Origin of the sequence: Pseudomonas sp. IT-P171 (assembly GCF_949767765.1) — a bacterium.
In the GTDB taxonomy this organism is placed as follows: Bacteria; Pseudomonadota; Gammaproteobacteria; order Pseudomonadales; family Pseudomonadaceae; genus Aquipseudomonas; species Aquipseudomonas fluorescens_B.
Genome location: NZ_CATKQN010000002.1, coordinates 223,025 through 243,400, shown reverse-complemented (window position 1 = coordinate 243,400; position 20,376 = coordinate 223,025). Strand labels below are relative to the sequence as shown.

Below are 20,376 nucleotides of genomic sequence, written 5' to 3'. Positions count from 1 at the left end.
ACGGCAGCACATGCAACACCGATGCAAGCTGATACACCGCCATCGCGAGCAAGCTCGCTCCCACAGGGATTGTGTTCACAATTGCCCGACGTTTTCGGACGGGACATTCGTAGACAAATCTCCTTACAATCCCCTTCTTTAGTTAGCTGCCTAAGCAAGGATTCTGCATGCAAGCCGCCAACCCGCGTCGCGGGTACATCCTGGGCCTGAGTGCCTACATCATCTGGGGCCTGTTCCCGATCTACTTCAAAGCCATCGCCAACGTGCCCGCCGTGGAGATCATCATCCATCGCGTGCTCTGGTCTGCGCTGTTCGGCGCCTTGCTGCTGATGGTATGGAAGCATCCGGGCTGGTGGCGCGAGCTGCGTGAAAACCCGAAACGGCTGGCGATCCTCGCGCTGAGCGGCACGCTGATCGCGGCCAACTGGCTGACGTATGTCTGGTCGGTGAACAACGGGCGCATGCTCGAAGCCAGCCTCGGTTACTACATCAACCCGTTGGTGAACGTGCTGCTCGGCATGTTGATCCTCGGCGAACGGCTGCGGCGCATGCAATGGATCGCCGTGGGGCTGGCCGCAGTCGGTGTGGCGCAACAGGTATGGCAAGTCGGCAGCCTGCCATGGGTATCGCTGGTGCTGGCGTTGACGTTTGGTTTCTACGGGTTGATCCGCAAGCAGGCGCCAGTCAAAGCCCTGCCCGGTCTGGTGGTGGAAACCTGGATGCTGGTGCCGATTGCCATTGCCTGGCTGTTATTCAATCAGACGGCCATGAGCGCTCAGCCCGAGTTCTGGACGACTAGCGAAGCCTGGTGGCTGGTTGCCGCCGGGCCGGTAACCCTTGTGCCGCTGGTGTGTTTCAACGCCGCCGCACGGCATTTGCCCTACACAACGCTGGGATTCCTCCAGTACCTGGCGCCGACATTGGTGCTGCTGCAAGCCGTACTGCTGTTTGGCGAACACTTGTCGTCCAGCACGCTGGTGGCGTTTATCTTTATCTGGGCCGGGCTTGCGGTTTATAGCGTCGATGCGTGGATAAGTTTGCGCCGTCGCAGCTGATCAAAAATCGTACGAACTTCTACAGGCCACGTATTTCGTGGCCTGCATCGATCCTTCCCAAGGTTATCCACAGCGTGATCCCCGGCGTTTGTGTGCAACTCGTTGAATCTGATGGTTTTTTGATCAGTTCCTGAAGACGCCCGGCCGGCGTGGGCTGGCGGGGTGTCTCTACAGGTTATCCACAGGCAGGTGCACGTATAACTTGGATAACCCTGTCAGGGTTCGCTGCGCAGGACCAATTCCACCATCAAATCGTCCGCCAGGGTTTCCAGGCGCGACTGCAACACATCCAGAGAAAGCGTCAGCGGCACGGCGAGAATCGCTTCAGCGTGGAACAGCGGCTCGCTGCTCATCGGCGCCGGGCGCACTTCCGTAACCAGTCGTTCCAGGTTGACCCCCTGCTCACTCAACAGACGCGTGATGTCGCGCACGATCCCCGGGCGGTCGTTGCCCACCAGCTCCATGGCAATCGGTTTCCAGGTGCAGGATTGTTCGATGCCGCTTTCGGCAATCAGCACGCGAATGCCATGGGCCGACAACGCCTGCAGGGCATCGACCAATTTCTCGTAGGCCTCGGCCGGCACGCCTACCCGAAGAATCCCGGCAAACTGCCCGGCCATGCGTGACATACGGCTTTCCAGCCAGTTACCGCCGTGCTCGGCAATGCACTGGGCGATGCGCTCGACCTGCCCAGGTTTGTCCGGCGCGAAAACAGTGAGTACGAGGTGGTCCATGGCGCAGCCCTCTGGTCATGACTTTTGTTATAGAAAGGCAAGTATAGGCAACGGTTGACCGATGCTTTGGGCAGACCCGGATTCAGCATCGTGCGGATCCGCCTCATCGCGGGCAAGGTTATGCACAATCCTGTGAAAGCGGGCTTGCCCGCGATGAATTCACCACCGGGCCCGACGCCCACACATAAATCGTGTACAACTTCTTATATTTAACTGGAACAATCTCATACTTTTTTGAGAACATCCCCATCCCCGACGTGACTGCAATGCGTCACGGGGTCGCAGAACGACGTAATTAGTCTAATTTTCACAACCGCAATTCATCATGTAGTATGCCGCAGCGCGCACTACATAACGTTGGATCGATGTCTGCCACAGGCGCGGTCGCAGCCCTGAAAGCCCTATCAGCAAGGCCTCAACGCCGTTGATCGGTTCCATCCCAGCCGCCCGAAATGGCATGTACTGGTGGAAGGGGTTTGTGGTTTAAATAGCCAGAGGCTTCATTGTTAATTTGAAGAGCTGAAAAGCGAAATAGCTGAGCAGAGTGAGGCAAGCAATGACTGAACACGTTCAAGTCGGTGGCCTGCAGGTCGCCAAAGTCCTGTTCGACTTCGTGAACAACGAAGCCATTCCCGGAACCGGCCTCACCGCCGACAAATTCTGGGCCGGTGCCGACAAGGTCATTCACGACCTGGCGCCGAAGAACAAAGCCCTACTCGCCAAACGCGATGATATCCAGGCTCGTATCGATGGCTGGCACCAAGCACGTGCCGGGCAGGCGCACGACGCCGTGGCTTATAAAGCCTTCCTGCAAGACATCGGTTATCTGCTGCCAGAAGCGGCCGATTTCCAGGCGACGACGCAAAATGTCGATGACGAAATCGCCCGCATGGCCGGCCCGCAGCTCGTGGTGCCGGTGATGAACGCCCGCTTCGCGCTCAATGCTTCGAACGCCCGCTGGGGCTCGCTGTACGACGCGCTCTACGGCACCGACGCGATCAGCGAAGCTGACGGCGCGGAAAAAGGCAAAGGCTACAACAAGGTTCGTGGCGACAAGGTGATTGCCTTCGCCCGCGCCTTCCTCGACGAAGCCACGCCTTTGGCCGCCGGCTCCCACGTCGATTCCACCGGCTACAAGATCGTTGACGGCAAACTGGTGGTCGCCCTGAAAGGCGGCAGCAACAGCGGCCTGCGCAACGACGCGCAGTTGATCGGTTTTCACGGCGATGCAGCGGCACCCACCGCGATCCTGCTGAAGAACAACGGCCTGCACTTCGAAATCCAGGTCGACGCCAGCACCCCGGTCGGCCAGACCGACGCGGCCGGCGTCAAAGACATCCTGATGGAAGCCGCGCTGACCACCATCATGGACTGCGAAGACTCCGTCGCCGCCGTCGATGCCGATGACAAAGTGGTGATCTACCGCAACTGGCTCGGCCTGATGAAGGGCGACCTGTCGGAAGAAGTCTCCAAGGGTGGCAAGACCTTTACCCGCACCATGAACGCCGACCGCACCTACACCGGCGTTGATGGCAAGGAACTGAGCCTGCACGGTCGCTCGCTGCTGTTCGTGCGCAACGTTGGTCACCTGATGACCATCGACGCGATCCTCGACAAAGACGGCAACGAAGTGCCGGAAGGCATTCTCGACGGTCTGATCACCAGCCTGGCGGCGATCCACAGCCTCAACGGCAACAGCTCGCGCAAGAACAGCCGCACCGGCTCGGTCTACATCGTGAAGCCGAAGATGCACGGCCCGGAAGAAGCCGCGTTCACCAACGAGCTGTTCGGTCGCATCGAAGACGTACTCGGTCTGCCGCGCAACACGCTGAAAGTCGGGATCATGGACGAGGAGCGCCGCACCACGGTCAACCTCAAGGCGTGCATCAAGGCAGCCAGCGAGCGCGTGGTGTTCATCAACACCGGTTTCCTTGACCGCACGGGCGATGAAATCCACACCTCCATGGAAGCCGGCCCGATGGTGCGCAAGGCGGACATGAAGGCTGAGAAGTGGATCGGCGCTTACGAGAACTGGAACGTCGATATCGGTTTGAGCACCGGCCTGCAAGGTCGCGCGCAGATCGGTAAAGGCATGTGGGCCATGCCGGACCTGATGGCAGCGATGCTCGAACAGAAAATCGCTCACCCGCTGGCCGGTGCCAACACCGCCTGGGTTCCCTCGCCCACCGCCGCTGCGTTGCACGCGTTGCATTACCACAAGGTCGACGTGTTCGCCCGTCAGGCCGAGCTGGCCAAACGTGCCCGCGCTTCGGTGGACGACATCCTGACCATCCCGCTGGCGGTAAACCCGCAGTGGACCGCGGAACAGATCAAGAACGAACTGGACAACAACGCCCAGGGCATTCTCGGTTACGTGGTGCGCTGGATCGACCAGGGCGTGGGCTGTTCGAAGGTGCCGGACATCAACGATGTCGGCCTGATGGAAGACCGCGCCACGCTGCGGATTTCCAGCCAGCACATCGCCAACTGGCTGCGTCACGGTATCGTCACCGAAGAGCAGGTGATGGAAAGCCTCAAGCGCATGGCGCCGGTGGTTGACCGTCAGAACGCCAATGACGCGCTGTACCGTCCGCTGGCGCCGGATTTCGACAGCAACATCGCCTTCCAGGCGGCGGTCGAGCTGGTGGTTGAAGGCACCAAACAGCCGAACGGCTACACCGAGCCGGTCCTGCACCGTCGTCGTCGCGAGTTCAAGGCTGCCAATGGCCTGTAACTGAGCGGTGATACCGGATAATGAAAAAGCCCTGATCGAAAGATCAGGGCTTTTTTGTTTAAAGCAAAGTCAAAAGATCGCAGCCTTCGGCAGCCCCTACAGGTGTACTCAGTCCCCTGTAGGAGCTGCCCAAGGCTGCGATCTTTTGATCCTCTAACAATTCACGAATCCATCCCCAACTCATGCTTGACCAACCCCAGCAATTTGCCGGTATCGATGGGCTTGAGCAGAAAATCCACCACGCTCAAATGCATCGCAGCAATTGCGTCCTTCACGTCGGCATCGCCCGAAACGATGATGATCGGCATGGCTGCCCGTACTGACTCACGCACCTGACGAACCAACTCCAGGCCATCAACCTGGCCCATCCGCAGATCAGTGATCACCAAACCAATGGAGGGCTTCTCGCTCAACATCTTGAGGGCTGTCTCGCCGCTGGCCGCAGTCATGCAACGAATGCCATCCAGACCCAGGATTTCCGAGAGCAGCTCCCGGGCGTCCTTGTCATCATCGACGATCAGCACCCGCTGCGGTGGCAAGTCGGGTTCCAGCATGACGGCACTCAGCGCCTCGCGCTCGGCGTCACTCAAAATATCGTGGTCGGACATGGCTTACTCTACGTTTTCATTTCTATTCCCTAGCACATCCGTCAGACATCGCTAAGTGGCGCAACAATGTGCACTTCGTCGGATTTATTTCCTATAGATGAAAGGATAGATTCTTCCCAAGATTGCGTAAGGTATTTCCGAAATTTCATCACCGGAAGGCCCGACCTAGACTTACGTCCAATGGGCACCTCGCGCTCCGGGGCCGACCATGGCCGAGTCATCCGACAACAACAATTCGAAAAAAGACTGCGGTAATGGTTATGAGTAAAGCGGACGCCTTCACACAGGCAGGAAAAACCGCGGTGTTGCAAAACATCCAGGGCACTTTGCAATTTCTGCAGCGTTTCCCGCCCTTCAATCAAATGGAACACGCTCACCTGGCGTACTTGGTGGAGCAATGTCAGCTGCGTTTTTATGCGCCCGGCGAAAGCATCATCAAGCCCGCCGATGGCCCGGTTGAGCATTTCTACATCGTCAAACAGGGCCGCGTCGTGGGTGAACGCCCCCACACGGCCAAGGGCGGCACGGAAACCACCTTCGAAATCACCACCGGCGAGTGCTTCCCCCTCGCTGCGCTGCTGGGTGAACGTGCGACGCGCACCGAACATCTGGCAGCCGAAGACACCTTTTGCCTACAGCTGAACAAGCTGGCGTTTATTAAACTGTTCGCGCTTTCCAATGCCTTTCGCGACTTTGCCCTACGCGGTGTCAGCAGTCTGCTGGATCAGGTCAACCAGCAAGTCCAGCAAAAAGCCGTGGAGACCCTCGGCACTCAATATTCTCTGAATACCCGCCTTGGCGAATTGGCCATGCGCCATCCGGTGACGTGCAGCCCGATTACGCCGTTGCGCGAAGCCGTGACCCTGATGCACGAGCAGCAGGTCGGCAGCATTGTGGTGGTCGATGAACACAAGGCGCCGCTGGGCATTTTCACCCTGCGCGACCTGCGTCACGTGGTGGCCGAAGGCACCAACGACTTCAACGAAGCCATCGAATTGCACATGACCCACGCGCCGTTTTTCCTGACGCCGGACCACAGTGCCTTCGATGCGGCGATTGCCATGACTGAGCGGCATATTGCCCACGTTTGCCTGGTCAAGGATCAGCGCCTGTGCGGCGTGGTCTCGGAACGTGACCTGTTTTCCCTGCAACGGGTCGATCTGGTGCACCTGGCGCGGACCATCCGCAGCGCCCAGAAGGTGGAAAACCTGGTGGCGATGCGCGGTGAGATCGGTCAATTGGTGGAACGCATGTTGGCCCATGGCGCGTCGTCGACCCAGATCACCCACATCATCACCCTGCTCAACGACCACACCGTGTGCCGGGTGATCGAACTGACTCTCGCCGAGAAAGGCGACCCCGGTGTGCCGTTCAGTTGGCTGTGTTTCGGCAGCGAAGGCCGCCGCGAACAGACGCTGCATACCGATCAGGACAACGGCATTCTGTTCGAAGCACGGGACGCCGCGCATGCCGCCGAGATTCGCGGCAAGTTGCTGCCTATCGCTCAACAGATCAACCAGAGCCTGGCGCTGTGCGGGTTCACCCTGTGCAAGGGCAACATCATGGCCGGCAACCCTGAGCTGTGTTTGTCCCGGGCCGAATGGGCGCGGCGTTTTGCGGCGTTCATTCGTGAAGCGACGCCGGAGAACCTGCTGGGTTCGAGCATCTATTTCGACCTGCGCGTGGTTTGGGGCGACGAGCAAAGCTGCGAGCAACTGCGTCGGGGCATTCTCGATCAAGTCGCTGACAACCGGCTGTTCCAGCGGATGATGGCCGAAAACGCCCTGCGCAACCGCCCGCCCGTAGGCCGTTTCCGCGAGTTTGTGCTGGCGCGCAAGAATGGCGAGAAGGCGACGCTGGACCTGAAAGTCCAGGGGCTGACGCCCTTTGTCGACGGCGCCCGATTGCTGGCGCTAGCCCACGGCATCGAGGCTAACAATACGCTGGAGCGCTTTCGCCAACTGGTCGAAAAAGAAGTCATCGAACGGCTGGACGGTGCAGCGTATGAAGAGGCGTATCACTTCATCCAGCAAACCCGCATGCAGCAACATCAGCTACAGACCCGGGAGAACTTGCCCTACTCCAACCGGGTCGATCCCGACAGTCTCAATCACCTGGACCGAAGGATCCTGCGCGAATCCCTGCGTCAGGCCCAGCGCCTGCAAAGCAGCCTGACATTGCGGTATCAGCTATGAGCCTGTTTTCGTGGTTGCGCCCGGTGGGGCCGATGCTGTCCGTGGAATTGCAGCAACGTCTGCAACGCTTGCCGGCGGGCGCCGAGCTCAGAGAATGCAGCCTGCGCGAACAGCGCTGGGTGGTGCTGGACCTGGAAACCACCGGGTTGAATATGAACAAGGATCGGGTGCTGTCCATCGGCGCGGTGGTGATTGAAGACGGGGCGATCGACTTCAGCCAGCAGTTCGAACGCACCCTCCAATGCACGGATATGAAATTGGCGCCCAGTGTGTTGATCCATGGCTTGGGCCCCAGCGCGATCGCTGCCGGCAGTGATCCGGCGCAGGCCCTGCTCGAGTTCATGGAGTTTGTGGGCGACAGTCCGGTGCTGGCGTTTCATGCGCCGTTTGATCAGCACATGCTCGGGCGCGCGTTGAAGGATCATCTGGGTTACAAGCTGCAGCATCCGTTTCTGGATGTGGCCGATATCGCCCCGCTGCTGTGCCCACAGGCGCACATTCGCGAGGCGGGGCTGGACGAGTGGATCGACTGGTTCAAGCTCGAAGTGTTCGAGCGTCATAACGCCAGTGCCGATGCGCTGGCGACTGCGGAACTGGCGTTGATCCTGTTCAGCCGGGCGCGGCAGCAGCAGATTCATAGTCCGTTGAATTTGCAGCAGCGCGTGAGTCAGTGGAAACGCAGGCAGCGAACGCCTTCTTTTTAGACTTCCTGCCTATCTCTGTGGCGAGGGAGCTTGCTCCCGCCGGGATGCGAAGCAGCCCCCTGCCTTCTCCAGCCAAATCGCGTTCGCAGGTTTTGCGACGGCTGCGCAGCCGAGCGGGAGCAAGCTCCCTCGCCACAGGTTTACTTTGCGCAATGCTCTGAAACCCACCTGACCAGTGGCCAATTGCTTACCTCCCCCGCCTCTGCCACAATCGCGAATAATTCTCGTTAGTTAACACTTCCCAATCGGTGATGCCGCGTGTCGTCAGTCCAAAGCCCCCACAGTGAGCTCGTCGGTGCGTTATATCGTGACCATCGCAGCTGGCTATTGGCCTGGCTTCGACGCAATGTCGCTTGCCCGCAACGGGCAGAGGACCTGAGTCAGGACACCTTCGTGCGGTTGCTGGGCCGTGATCAACTGAACGAACCGCGCGAACCTCGGGCGTTTCTGGTGGCGATCGCCAAGGGTCTGCTGTTTGACTACTTCCGGCGTGCCGCGCTGGAACAGGCTTACCTCACCGAACTGATGCTGATCCCCGAAGGCGAACAGCCATCGGTGGAAGAACAGCAACTGATCCTCGAAGACCTGAAAAACATCGACCGCCTGCTCGGCAAACTCTCCAGCAAAGCCCGGGCAGCGTTTCTCTACAACCGTCTCGACGGCCTCGGCCACGCGGAAATCGCCCAGCGCCTGGGCGTATCGGTGCCGCGGGTGCGTCAATACCTGGCCCAGGGCATTCGTCAGTGCTATATCGCGCTGTACGGTGAGCCGATATGAGCGCGATCAGTTCCAAACCGGTGTCGGCGCAGGTGCTGGACGCGGCGATTGCCTGGCAATTGTCGCTGGATTCAGGCAACCCGGTGGAGCGCGAAGAGTTCGCCAAATGGCACGCCGCCCACGAAGAACACGCCCGCGCCTGGCGCCAGTTGGGCATGCTCGACCAGCGTTTCAGCGTGGCCAGCGGCCCTGCCCGCACCGCATTGCTGCAATCGCGCGAAAGCATTCGCCGACGTGTGCGCAAACTGGGCAGCGGCGTGGCGAGCATCGTGGCGGTGATTGGTTTGGCGCTGTTCGCCGGTGAGCGTTATCTGCCGGTTGACTATTGGCTGGCCGATCAGCGCACCGCCACCGGCGAGCAACGCACTTTGCGCCTGAGCGACGGCACAGTGATCAACCTCAACACCCACAGTGCCGTGGACGTGCGCTTTGATGAGAAGCAGCGCCGGGTGATTCTTCAGGACGGGGAAATCCTCGTCGAAACCGGTCATGGCGATGCGCGGCCGTTTATCGTCGAAACCCGCGAAGGCAGCATGCGCGCACTCGGCACGCGTTTCCTGGTCAAGCGCGAGGAAGAAGGCACGCGCCTGAGCGTGTTGCAGTCCGCCGTCGCCGCCCATCCCGAGTCGAGTCCTGAAGAACAGATTCTGCGCGAAGGCCAGCAGGTGCTGATGCGCAGCAACGGCCTTGGGCCGATCATCGCGCTCAACCTCGGTGCCGATGCCTGGACCCGCGGCATGCTGGTGGTGGATAACGCGCGTCTGGAAGATCTGGTCCACGAACTCGGTCGTTATCGCCGCGGGCATCTGGGCGTTGCGCCAGAGGTGGCCGACCTGCGGATTACCGGCAGTTTCCCGTTGCACGATACCGATCTGGCGTTGAGCGCCCTGCTGCCGACCTTGCCGGTGCAGATCGAACAGCACACGCAATGGTGGGTAACGGTGGCGAAGGCTGAAGCCAAGCCTTGAGGCAGACTATTTGTGGCGAGGGAGCTTGCTCCCTCGCCACAGGGTTGGGTCCATGCCTCAAGGCTGATGCGTACAGATTCACTAGCTGAATCGAAATTATTTTCATCCAGCCCTATCACTTTTGAGTTTTCGCTCGGCACCTAGGCAATTGAGAAGTATTCCCTTTCAGGAGCCGCCGTATGTCCCGTTCGCTAGACACCTTGTTGCGCCCCAGTTTGCTGGCGGTCGCCATTGCCCTCTGCACACCTCTGGCCAGCAACCAACTGATCGCAGCTGAACAGGCGTCCAGCGTTCGCGCCTACACTCTTCCGGCTGCGCCATTGGCCAGCACGTTGAACCAGATCGCCAGCCAGTCCGGCCTGGCGTTGTCGCTGGATCCGGCGCTGGCAGCGGGCAAGATGTCGGCACCGGTCAATGGCCAGTACGATGCCACCGGCGCCCTGCGCGCGGCCTTGAATGGTACCGGCCTGCAACTGGAACAGAGCAGCACCGGCACCTACAGCCTTGTGGCCGCGCCTGAAGGTGTGATGGCCCTGCCAGAAACCGCCATCATCGGCGTTGAAAACACTGAAAGTGCCTGGGGCCCGGTGGAGGGTTACCTGGCCAAGCGCACCGCCGCCGGCACCAAGACCGACACTGCGCTGGTTGAGGCGCCGCGTTCGATTTCGATCGCCACCCGCGAACAAATGGACGACCGCAGCGTGCACAGCCTCGATGACGCCGTGCGCTATATGCCGGGCATCACCGCCAGCAGTTTCGGCAGCGACACCCGCACCGACTGGCTGCGCGTGCGAGGCTTCGAACCGACCCAGTTCCTCGACGGCTTGCCGTTGCCCAAAGGCGTGTATGCCAACCCGAAACCGGAAACCTGGAACCTCGACCGCCTCGCCCTGCTGCGCGGCCCGGCTTCGTCGGTCTATGGCCAGACCCCGCCGGGCGGTTTGCTGGACATGGTCAGCCGTCGTCCCAGCGCCGAGTCGAGCCATGAAATCCAGGTGCAATACGGCAGTGACAATCACCGCCAGATCAACTTCGCCAGCACTGGCAAGATCGACGACGAAGGCCAGTTCCTCTACGGCGTCAGCGGCGTGGTTCGCGGCAGCGGGACGCAGATCGACCACATCGACAACAAGCGCTACAACATTGCGCCGAGCCTGACCTGGAACATTGACGACGACACCAAATTCACCCTGCTCACGCAGTTCACCCGTGACGATACCGGCATCACCAGCCAGTTCCATTCGATCCAGGGCACCAAAATCGACATGCCGTTCGGCGATATTTCCCACCACAAGAACCTGGGAGATCCGAACTACGAGTACTACGACCGCACCTACTACGCGCTGGGCTATGCCTTCGAACATCGTCTGAACGATGTCTGGCAGTTCCGTCAGAACCTGCGCTACACCAAGTCCGACCTGTCGTTCCAGGCCATTACCGTCAACAGCTATATTCCCTCGCTCGCCGCTCTCGGTTATGTCGTCGACGATCAGGGCAATACCGGGCGGGGCACGACCAATGTCGAGGAAGACATCAGCCAGTTCGCGGTGGATAACAACTTTCAGGGCGATTTTTCCACGGGTGACGTCCGTCATACCCTGCTAATCGGGCTGGATCACCAGCGCAACAACACCAACTACCTGTCGATCTTCGGGACCGCGCCGCGCATCAACGTCAACACCCCGCAATACGGCCTGCCGATCACTCGTCCACCGCGCTCCGATGCGTTCTATGACCAGGACCAGAAAACCTATCAGACCGGTTTGTACGTCCAGGACCAGATGGCCCTCGACCAATGGCGCCTGACATTGGGCGGCCGTGAAGACTGGGTCCACACCGGCACCAAATTCTTCAAGGTAGATGCCACCAACACCGAGCGCGACAAGAAATTCAGCGGTAACGCGGCGATCAGCTATGTGTTCGACAACGGCATCGTGCCTTACCTGTCTTACGCCGAGTCATTCCAGCCAACCAGCAACGCCACCGCATCGGCTACCGAGTCGTTCAAACCGACCGAAGGCCAGCAATGGGAGCTGGGCATCAAATACCAACCACCGGGCAGCAATACCTTGCTCAGCGCAGCGGTGTATGACCTGACCCAGAAAAACGTCTCTGTCACCACCACCGTCGGCAACGTGCCGATCACCAGCCAGACCGGGGAAGTGAAAGTCAAAGGCCTGGAGCTGGAAGCGGTCTCCGACGTCACCGACAACCTGAAAATCATCGCCGCCTACACCCTGGCCAAATCCGAAGTGCAGAAAGGCGATTTCAAAGGCAACCGACTGCAACTGATGCCCAACCAGCAGGCTTCGCTGTGGGCCGATTACACCTGGCACAACGGCGTGCTGGATGGCTTCGGCATTGGCGCCGGCGCCCGTTACACCGGCAATACTTACGGCGACCAGGGCAACACCACGCTGGGCAAGGCTGACGCCTACACCGTGTTCGACGCGGCGGTTCACTACGACCTGGGTCGTCTGGACAACAGCTTGAAAGGTGCCTCGCTGGCCGTGAACGCGACCAACCTGCTCAACAAGGATTACATCTCCACCTGTGACGGCTTCTACTGCTATTACGGCGACCTGCGCAGTGTCGTCGCCAGTGCCACGTACAAGTGGTAAACGCTTGATTTGATACGTGCTGTAACCAAGCCGTCCTTCGAGGACGGCTTTGGTATTTCTGAAGGCTGAGAAATGAAAAGCAAAACCATTCGCCGCTGGTCCTTCGTCCACACCTGGACCAGCCTGATCTGCACGGTCTTCCTGCTGATGCTGGCGCTGACCGGCTTGCCATTGATTTTCCATCACGAGATCGACCACTTGCTGGGCGATGCCGCCGAGTTGAAGGCAATGCCGGCCGATACCCCGCAGCTGAATTTGCAGCAACTGGTGCAGGCCGCGGAAAAACATCGTCCCGGCGAAGTCATGCAGTATTTCGGCTTCGACGAAGACGAACCCAACGCCGCGATCGCGATCATGGCGGCCACCGCCGGCACGGAACCGAATTCGTCCCACACCTTCATGCTCGACGCCCGAACCGGCGAAGCGCTGGAGATGCCGTCGGCCAATGGCGGCTTCATGATGGTCATGCTGCGTCTGCATGTGGACATGTTCGCCGGCCTGCCGGGCAAGTTGTTGCTGGCGTTCATGGGGTTGATGTTTGTCGTGGCCATTATTTCCGGAACGGTGCTGTACCTGCCGTTCATGCGCAGGCTGACATTCGCCACCGTGCGCCAGGACAAATCCACCCGCCTGCGCTGGCTAGACCTGCACAACCTGATCGGTGTCGTCACCCTGACCTGGGCGCTGGTGGTCGGTGTCACCGGCGTCATCAGTGCCTGCGCCGACCTGTTGATCGCCGCGTGGCGCAACGACAGCCTGAGCGCGATGGTCGCGCCGTACCGCGACGCACCACCATTGACTCAGCTGGCGCCGGCCACTCGCCTGCTCGACATCGCCAAGGAAGTCGCGCCCGGCATGCAGCCGGACTTCATCGCCTTCCCCGGCACGCGATTTTCCACCGAACACCATTACGCGGTCTTCATGAAGGGCAGCACGCACCTGACTTCGCATTTGCTGACGCCGGTGTTGATCGATGCCAACACCCTGCAAGTCACCGCTGTGGCCGAACGACCGTGGTACATGGACGCCATGGGCATGTCGCAGCCGCTGCACTTCGGCGATTACGGTGGCATGCCGATGAAAATCCTCTGGGCGACACTGGATGTGCTGACCATCATCGTGCTCGGCAGCGGGGTTTACCTGTGGGTGGTGCGGCGCAAAGCCGAAAAACCCGTCATGGAAAAAGCGGAGAGCGTGGCATGAAACCCCGACAGTCAAACTTCTGGAAGGTCTTCGCCACGCCCACCGTTATCGCCCTTCTGAGCGCGACGGGGTTGTTTGCCGCGTTGCTGGGGGATGGCGTTTGGGATGCTCTGAGCTGGCTTGGATTGGGCATTCCAGCCGTCCTCGCCCTGCGCGGCCTCCTGCAACGCCGCTCCCGCAGGTTTTAGATATTGACCTCTCTTCGAGCCTCTTGAGCTGTCGGCCCAACGCGCTATGCTCCCGACACTGTCCACCGACCGAGATCCCGCCATGTCCGCCCCGAGCATGACCCTCTACCACAACCCGTTGTCGCCCTTCGTTCGCAAAGTCATGGTGCTGCTGCACGAAACCGGTCAGCAAGACCGCGTCGCCCTGCAAAACTGTGTGCTGACCCCAGTCGCCCCGGACCTGCCGCTTATCGACGACAACCCGCTGAGCAAAATCCCGGCCCTGCGCCTGGCGGACGGCAATGTCATCCATGACAGCCGGGTGATCCTCGATTACCTCGATCACCAGCACGTCGGCAACCCGCTGATCCCCCGTGAAGGTTCGGCCCGTTGGCGTCGTCTGACCCTGGCCTCCCTCGCCGACGGGATCATGGACGCCGCGGTGCTGGTGCGTTACGAAGTCGCCCTGCGCGCCCCGGAAAAACAATGGGACGAATGGCTCGATGGCCAGCGGGACAAGATCCGCCGCGCCTTGGCGTTGCTGGAAAAAGATGCGATTGCCGAGCTGACCAGCCATTTCGATGTGGCGGCAATCAGTGTGGCGTGTGCGTTGGGTTACCTCGACCTGCGCCATCCGGACCTGGAATGGCGCGAGTCGAATCCGCAGTTGGCCGCGTGGTATTTCGAGGTGAGTCAGCGGCCTTCGATGCTGGCGACGATGCCTAAGGTTTAGATCTTCATTGGCTGGGCTGGGCTAGCCTCTTCTCGTCCTGAGCCTTTCCGTCACCACGGTTTTGCTGTGTACGGCTCGCGGGTCAAAGGCGAGCCGTGCCGGAGCGAGGCAAGACCTGGTCTCCATTGCCGACGGGATCATGGACGCTTCGGTGCTTATCCGTTATGAAGTCACCCCGCACGCCCCGGAGAAACACTGGGAGGAGTGGCTGGATGGTCAGCGCGACAAGATTCGCCACAACTTGGCGCTGCTGAAAAAGACGCGGTTGCCGAGTTGACCAGACATTTCGATTTAAATCAGCATCTTCATCCAACTCCTGCGTACTACTACCCAACAGATCATCGAAACTATAACGAAGTTGATCTTTGACAATCCCAGAGGGCCGACCCTCTTCCCAATGCAATAAGCGAACAGAACTTAGTCCGGCCTCCGTTGTGATGACATGCAAAACTTCTTCATTGCTATCGGCGCCTTCCGTGCGAATTTCCAGACCGGGCAAATACCGTACCTGCGCCTTTCGGCTCACACCTCCCGCCAGCGAAGTGCGAAGTTTGCGAACCCGCATGCCTGCACTGTCGTAGACGTACCGTTCGCTGTCGTTCTCTGCCCCTGGTCGCTGGACCAGGATCACTTCTTCCAATTGATTGCGAGCCGTCCAGCGCAACGGCAGTCCGCCCCCCCGTACCCCCGCAGTATCGGCGTGACGAATCAATCGACCGCATTGATTCCGGGCAATGACGTCAGGTTCGGATGCTCCGTAATACAGGCGCTCCAAACAGTGCAATACAGCATTGGCGGACGCTTGTTCGATACTTGATGGTCTGCACATCAAATCGTACCCAAAGCACGTTGTATTGCCTGCGCCATCCCAGTTCTGGTGGACCTGTCCGGCTTCGCCCTGCAAGGCCAGTCGCCATCCCGCATCGATACTGACCTTCAACAACGGCTAACCGGACAAACCCGGAACGACTGTCAGAAACGATATCGAGTTACTTCCCGAGCCCAATCGGGGGTCCCAATGCACAACGGATCGTCCCGCCACATCAAACGTTTCACGCGTCACACGCGGCTCGGGCCGCACATCAGCGCTGGTCTTGAGGTAGTAGGCAACAGAGGCGATGGCTAACCCACGAGGGTCGACCACCGCCAACTTCGGAGTATTACGATGTAACGCATGCTTGGATTCCATGCCCAGACTCTCGTTGCGCAACCATTCGAGGTTAGACCAGCCTGCCGCAGTTCGCCTGATTCCTGGAACAATCCGGCGATCCGCGCAGCCAGGCGTGGGATGTCTTTGAGCTACCGTCGCGACTGGAAAAACACTTGGACAAACGGCTCGATGGCGACCTGCGCCATCCGGTTCTGGGGTGGTGCGACGTGAATTCGAAGCGGCGAACTGGTATTTCGAGGTGAATCAGCGGCCTTCGATGGTGGAAACCCGGCCGCAGACTTAAACAATGCGAACAAACCAAATGCACGGCTCCGCTTGGCGGCAAGCTCCCTTGATCACTCTAATGGCCAATGAAATCAATACTCCGGTACTGGCGAACGTGCAGGGCTTTTGGTCCGATTAAGGAAACGACCGAGTGCCGAAGTGCCAATGTACAAGGCTGCGAACGCCAAAGAATCTGCATTGTAAATCAGTGCTTGGGACCGATAGTCAGGATTGCCTAAAATATCATTATTTATTTGATTGAGATTATTAGTACCAAACATCCCTATCAACTCATCATCGCTAATTTTTTTCTCGTGATAACCACTTAACAGATTACTTACCATTACTCTATCAGTGCCTTGCAATCCTTTACCAGCAATCTCCACTCTGGATTTAAGATCTTTAACCAAGTCTGGAATTTTATCCGAGAAAGTCCTTTCATAATAAAAAAAATCGTGTGTATTAAGCGCTAAATGAGAAACCTCATGAATCAATATTTGTACCAAACCAACCAAGGACCTATCATCACTACCCGCCTGACCATTAATAAAAATCCTCTTTTCCGGATCCATCTTGTACACAAACGCCACGTCTTTTTTTGCAGAATTCAAAAAAACAAACTGATCTTTTTTACTTCCAGACCTGTAAGAAATCATTTCATCTTTAAGCGTTTCAAACCAAGCTATCAGTGTTGGTTTAAATTTCTCACCGACTCCAGGACCATAAACATCGTCGAGCCTTGAGTCCATTGCCAAACCACTTTTCAACTCTTGAATCGCTTCAATTACAACGGTCTGAGCTACACCTAAGGCACGTTCGACATGTGCATTCTCTCGAGAAGATAATTTATATCGACCACGCGCAACAATGGTGTAACCGTCGTCTTCTACGTAACGTTCAAAAGCATCGCCCTTACCTGAATAAAGCCCAAACTCATCCCGATGAGTCACTGGATTATTAAGCGCCATCCTATAGAAATTCAATCCATCGATAGCCCACGCCGGATCAGGGGTTAACCAACGTCCCAACCAAGGTGCGTAATATCGAAACCCATAATAGTAAAGCCCCGTCGCATCCAGCTCCTTGCCCGAATAACGCAAAAATTTATATTTCACTTCAACTTTAGAGCGCCCCATCCACCAGGCTGTCCCGCCGTATGGGTAGTATCCTTCGTAACTGATCAGGTCACCTCGGCCATCCAACTCCAATGTGCTGCTACCCAAATGATCATCAAGACTGTAACGCAATTGATCATCCGGCTGGCCGTGCACCCAGTGCAGGAGGCGAACATTGCTGCGTCCTGCCTGAACATTCAGCACCTGCAAAACTTCGCCGGGACTGTCCGCGCCATCGGTGCGGATCTCCAGACCCGGCAAATAACGCACATCCGCTATTCGGGAGACACTCAATGCCAGCGCATTGCGTACTTTGCGCACACGCATACCGGCACCGTCATAGATATAACGTTCACTGTCGCTGCGACCCTCTGGGCGGCTCACCAGAACGACTTCGCGAAGCTCATTGCGCGCCGTCCAGCGCATTAGTTGCCCCGGCGTCAGGAATTTGAGATTGCCGTTGCCATCGAAGCCCGCATCAAAATCCGGGACCTGCCCCTCAACCCGAGTCAGCCCTCGATTGCTGCCTGTGTCGATGACCATGAAGTGCGTTGGTTTATTGCTGTGGCGCTGTTCGAGCAGATTGCCGCCCGCGTCATAACACCAACTCTGACTGTAGTTTTGCAGTCGAGCGGGATCAGGAGGTTCAATCAGTTCAGGCCGCGCCGGGCCATTGATGGCTGACGCCACTTCACGCCCAGTAGCGCTGATCAATTGATATAGCGAGTCGTAACCATAGCGATTGATGGGGTCGACACGCTGATTGGCAAACCAGCTGACAGGCTGGGATTGATCAGCCATACAGAGGATATTGCCCATGGCGTCATAGTCGTAACGAAAGTCCTGAAGGCACCGCTCACCTTTGATGGCGAGCAACTGCCGCAGTCTTCCATCGGCAGGATCGTAAACACTGGAACAGCTGACACCATTGCCCGCGGTTTCACGCTCAACCTGGCCGAACGCGTTGTAGGCGATGTCGCTGACCAACAATTGCTCTAACTTGCCCGCAACCTTCAGCCAAGTGCTCTGCAGCTGCCCCGACACGGTGTAGGCGTAACGGCGTGAATGCCCTGCCGCATCAATTTGCTCAAGCATTTCGCCCGAAGCACCATAGTGCCAATGGGTGCGGTAGGTTTTATCTTCGCCCTGTTCGAGCAAGGCGTTTTGTTGGTTCTCGGCCACAGGCCAACCCGGATGATCAAGTTCTGCCAGGAAGCGCCGCGACTCCGTAAGCGGTTCGCCTTGCAGGCTGAAATCATGCACCTCCCGCCTACCGGCTGCGTCGGCATGACGAATCAATCGACCACACTGGTTTCGATCGCTAACGTCAGGTTCGGCAGCTCCGTAATACAAGCGCTCCACACATTGCGAGGCGGCATTGACGGACGCTTGCTCGACAATCAACGGCCTGCCCATCAAGTCGTAGTCAAACCACGTTGTGTTACCCGCGCCATCCCAATTCTGACGAACCTGGCCAGCTTCGTCCTGCAAGGCCAGCCGCCAACCCGCATCGACGCTGACCGTCAATACCGGTTTGCCCGAGAAAGCGGGAACGATGGTCAGCGAAGCGATCGGCGTGCTGCCCGAACCCAAGCGCGCATCCCAATTCGCCACCGATCGCCCCGCCACATCAAACGTCTCACGCGTCACACGCGGCTCGGGGCTCGCATCAGCGCTGGTCTTGCGATAGTAGGCAACAGAGGCGACGGCCAATCCACGAGGGTCGACCACTGCCAGCTTCGGTGTATTTCGATGTAAGGCGTGGCCGGGTTCCATGTCCAGACTCTCGATACGCAATTGTTCGAGGTTAGACCAACCTGCCGCAGTTCACCTGTTTCCTGAAACAACTCGGCAATTCGCGCAGCCAAGTCTGCACCCACCCGCTGATCCTCACGCAACCCCAACGACCGGCTCATTCCACCACCCCGATATCAAACGCCAGCGGCTTGGCGGCTTTCTGCCCGATCCCGTACCAGTCCAGTTTCCGTGTCAGCACCATGAACACGCCGAGCAAGCCGAACAGCAGCAACGAGCCCATCAGCAGCGCGTAATCTTCGGCACTCAACAAGCCGTAGAGCAAGCCGTACAACGCGGCCAATCCCGCCGAAAAACTCAAGCCGTGACGCACGCTGCGCAGCACGTGGCAGACATAGAAGCCGATCAACAACACACAACCGCTGGCCGACAACAGATACGCCAGGGCAAAGCCGATGTGTTCGGACAACGACAGTAACAACAGGTAGAAAAATGCCAGTGCCACGCCCACCAGCGCGTATTGCACCGGGTGCACGGCCAGGCTTTTCAGGACTTCGAAGAGGAAGAAACCGGCGAAGGTCAGGACGATGAACAGGAGTGCATATTTGATCGCTCGATCGCTTTTCAAATACTGGTCCACGGGGTCGATGAAGCTCACGCCAAAGCTGCGCCCGTTGAACGCGTCACAGTCGTTGCCGGATACGCAACTGCTCAGGGCTTCTTGCAGGTTGGTGGAGAAGAACGTCGTCTGCCAGTTGGCCGTAAAGCCCTGATCGGAGACTTCGCGCTGGGCCGGCAGGTAGTTGCCGATGAAGCTCGGATGCGGCCAGTTGGCGGCCAGCGACACCTTGCTCGTCTTGCCCACCGGGAGGATTTGCAGTTGACCGGTGCCTTGCAAACGCAGGTCGAAACCGAAGGCTAGTTCTGTGGGTTGCGTGGTGTTCAGCGCTGGCAACGTCACATGCACGCCCTCGCCCAGCCAGCCCACCTGACTGCCCGGCACGAAGTCCAGGCGCAGGTCATTGAGTTCCAGTTTCAACGCATTCTCGATGCCACGAATATCGCTGATCCCGACCGCGAGAAACGGCAGGTAGAACTGGTAATCCGCGAAGTCTTCCTTGATGCCCAGTTGCGCCGGAACCGAGAAGTGCCCGCTGATGCGGTTGTCGGCGTGGAACAAGCGCGCCTCGTAAATACCCCGGGAACGCAGTTCGGTCTGGACCTGTCCGTCGAGCTCGAAACGCTCCGGCAGGAAATACAAACGACCGCGTTCTTCTCCGACTTCCTGGTAACGCTCGTTGGTTTTTTCGTTGAGTTTCCAGGTGCGCACCACTTTGCGATAGGGCACCACCATCAATGGTCCGCTCAGCCGCTGGCTGTAGCTGGAGCTGCGCGCGATGTCTTCGAGCACACCGTCGCGCAGTTGCTGACGGTCCTGGATCACGCCGTTGATCATCAGCAACGGGATCAGCAACAACAGAATCAGCAGGGCAATGGCCCCGAGTTTTAAGGTCAGATTTCGGTTCATGGGACTCTCCCTGTTTGGATGGGAAGAGTCTGGGATTGGTGTGT

At 58.6% G+C, this 20,376-nt stretch carries 14 protein-coding genes and 1 pseudogene; 11 read left to right on the top strand and 4 right to left on the bottom strand.

The window, feature by feature from the left end; translation table 11 throughout:
- Positions 1–167 precede the first annotated feature (167 nt).
- Positions 168–1,055 carry an EamA family transporter RarD gene (gene rarD, locus ACM6I5_RS02235; protein WP_017341158.1) on the top strand — a complete coding sequence of 296 codons (888 nt, stop codon included), beginning with the start codon at positions 168–170 and terminating at the stop codon, positions 1,053–1,055.
- 215 nt (positions 1,056–1,270) lie between these two features.
- Here the strand turns inward: rarD and ACM6I5_RS02230 are convergent, their stop codons facing one another.
- Positions 1,271–1,789, bottom strand: coding sequence for a glycine cleavage system protein R (locus ACM6I5_RS02230; RefSeq protein ID WP_017341159.1), 519 nt, complete (start codon positions 1,787–1,789; stop codon positions 1,271–1,273).
- Between the two features lie 556 nt (positions 1,790–2,345).
- On the opposite strand from ACM6I5_RS02230, the gene ACM6I5_RS02225 reads away from it, so the two are divergent.
- Positions 2,346–4,523: a malate synthase G gene (locus ACM6I5_RS02225; RefSeq protein ID WP_017341160.1), complete on the top strand. Its 2,178-nt coding sequence runs from the start codon at positions 2,346–2,348 to the stop codon at positions 4,521–4,523.
- A gap of 161 nt (positions 4,524–4,684) precedes the next feature.
- Here the strand turns inward: ACM6I5_RS02225 and ACM6I5_RS02220 are convergent, their stop codons facing one another.
- Positions 4,685–5,131, bottom strand: a complete 447-nt coding sequence (locus ACM6I5_RS02220; RefSeq protein WP_414880208.1) for a response regulator — start codon at positions 5,129–5,131, stop codon at positions 4,685–4,687.
- Between the two features lie 254 nt (positions 5,132–5,385).
- On the opposite strand from ACM6I5_RS02220, the gene ACM6I5_RS02215 reads away from it, so the two are divergent.
- The 9 genes and pseudogenes from ACM6I5_RS02215 to ACM6I5_RS02175 form a co-directional block, all read left to right on the top strand.
- Positions 5,386–7,326, top strand: coding sequence for a putative nucleotidyltransferase substrate binding domain-containing protein (locus ACM6I5_RS02215; RefSeq protein WP_017341162.1), 1,941 nt, complete (start codon positions 5,386–5,388; stop codon positions 7,324–7,326).
- A complete protein-coding gene (locus ACM6I5_RS02210; RefSeq protein ID WP_017341163.1) occupies positions 7,323–8,030 on the top strand; it encodes a PolC-type DNA polymerase III in 708 nt (235 codons plus the stop codon). The genes ACM6I5_RS02215 and ACM6I5_RS02210 overlap by 4 nt, the downstream gene beginning before the upstream one ends.
- 258 nt (positions 8,031–8,288) lie before the next feature.
- Positions 8,289–8,807: an RNA polymerase sigma factor gene (locus tag ACM6I5_RS02205; RefSeq protein WP_017341164.1), complete on the top strand. Its 519-nt coding sequence runs from the start codon at positions 8,289–8,291 to the stop codon at positions 8,805–8,807.
- Entirely contained in the window at positions 8,804–9,775 is a 972-nt protein-coding gene (locus ACM6I5_RS02200; RefSeq protein ID WP_414883104.1) for a FecR domain-containing protein, read from the top strand. Before ACM6I5_RS02205 ends, ACM6I5_RS02200 begins: the two co-directional genes overlap by 4 nt.
- Positions 9,776–9,954: 179 nt before the next feature.
- Entirely contained in the window at positions 9,955–12,396 is a 2,442-nt protein-coding gene (locus ACM6I5_RS02195) for a TonB-dependent siderophore receptor (RefSeq protein WP_414883103.1), read from the top strand.
- A gap of 72 nt (positions 12,397–12,468) precedes the next feature.
- Positions 12,469–13,599, top strand: a complete 1,131-nt coding sequence (locus ACM6I5_RS02190) for a PepSY-associated TM helix domain-containing protein (protein WP_414883102.1) — start codon at positions 12,469–12,471, stop codon at positions 13,597–13,599.
- A complete protein-coding gene (locus tag ACM6I5_RS02185; RefSeq protein WP_414880203.1) occupies positions 13,596–13,787 on the top strand; it encodes a hypothetical protein in 192 nt (63 codons plus the stop codon). The genes ACM6I5_RS02190 and ACM6I5_RS02185 overlap by 4 nt, the downstream gene beginning before the upstream one ends.
- 82 nt (positions 13,788–13,869) lie before the next feature.
- A complete protein-coding gene (locus ACM6I5_RS02180; RefSeq protein ID WP_414883101.1) occupies positions 13,870–14,499 on the top strand; it encodes a glutathione S-transferase in 630 nt (209 codons plus the stop codon).
- 106 nt (positions 14,500–14,605) lie between these two features.
- A pseudogene (locus tag ACM6I5_RS02175) lies at positions 14,606–14,793 on the top strand (glutathione S-transferase); the annotation flags it as partial.
- Between the two features lie 1,233 nt (positions 14,794–16,026).
- On the opposite strand, the gene ACM6I5_RS02170 reads toward ACM6I5_RS02175, so the two are convergent.
- Both ACM6I5_RS02170 and creD read right to left on the bottom strand, forming a co-directional pair.
- A complete protein-coding gene (locus ACM6I5_RS02170; protein ID WP_414883100.1) occupies positions 16,027–18,825 on the bottom strand; it encodes an RHS repeat-associated core domain-containing protein in 2,799 nt (932 codons plus the stop codon).
- 136 nt (positions 18,826–18,961) lie between these two features.
- Positions 18,962–20,332 (bottom strand): cell envelope integrity protein CreD, encoded by a 1,371-nt coding sequence (creD, locus tag ACM6I5_RS02165; protein WP_414883099.1) that lies wholly within the window; start codon positions 20,330–20,332, stop codon positions 18,962–18,964.
- Positions 20,333–20,376: the final 44 nt, after the last annotated feature.

Bases quoted from the DNA above. Each gene is read 5' to 3' on its own strand.
- ACM6I5_RS02210 (WP_017341163.1), top strand. From the start codon at position 7,323: ATGAGCCTGTTTTCGTGGTTGCGCCCGGTGGGGCCGATGCTGTCCGTG.
- ACM6I5_RS02225 (WP_017341160.1), top strand. From the start codon at position 2,346: ATGACTGAACACGTTCAAGTCGGTGGCCTGCAGGTCGCCAAAGTCCTG.
- ACM6I5_RS02180 (WP_414883101.1), top strand. From the start codon at position 13,870: ATGTCCGCCCCGAGCATGACCCTCTACCACAACCCGTTGTCGCCCTTC.
- ACM6I5_RS02190 (WP_414883102.1), top strand. From the start codon at position 12,469: ATGAAAAGCAAAACCATTCGCCGCTGGTCCTTCGTCCACACCTGGACC.
- ACM6I5_RS02170 (WP_414883100.1), bottom strand. From the start codon at position 18,825: ATGGAACCCGGCCACGCCTTACATCGAAATACACCGAAGCTGGCAGTG.
- ACM6I5_RS02185 (WP_414880203.1), top strand. From the start codon at position 13,596: ATGAAACCCCGACAGTCAAACTTCTGGAAGGTCTTCGCCACGCCCACC.
- ACM6I5_RS02195 (WP_414883103.1), top strand. From the start codon at position 9,955: ATGTCCCGTTCGCTAGACACCTTGTTGCGCCCCAGTTTGCTGGCGGTC.
- creD (WP_414883099.1), bottom strand. From the start codon at position 20,332: ATGAACCGAAATCTGACCTTAAAACTCGGGGCCATTGCCCTGCTGATT.
- ACM6I5_RS02200 (WP_414883104.1), top strand. From the start codon at position 8,804: ATGAGCGCGATCAGTTCCAAACCGGTGTCGGCGCAGGTGCTGGACGCG.
- ACM6I5_RS02220 (WP_414880208.1), bottom strand. From the start codon at position 5,131: ATGTCCGACCACGATATTTTGAGTGACGCCGAGCGCGAGGCGCTGAGT.
- rarD (WP_017341158.1), top strand. From the start codon at position 168: ATGCAAGCCGCCAACCCGCGTCGCGGGTACATCCTGGGCCTGAGTGCC.
- ACM6I5_RS02230 (WP_017341159.1), bottom strand. From the start codon at position 1,789: ATGGACCACCTCGTACTCACTGTTTTCGCGCCGGACAAACCTGGGCAG.
- ACM6I5_RS02215 (WP_017341162.1), top strand. From the start codon at position 5,386: ATGGTTATGAGTAAAGCGGACGCCTTCACACAGGCAGGAAAAACCGCG.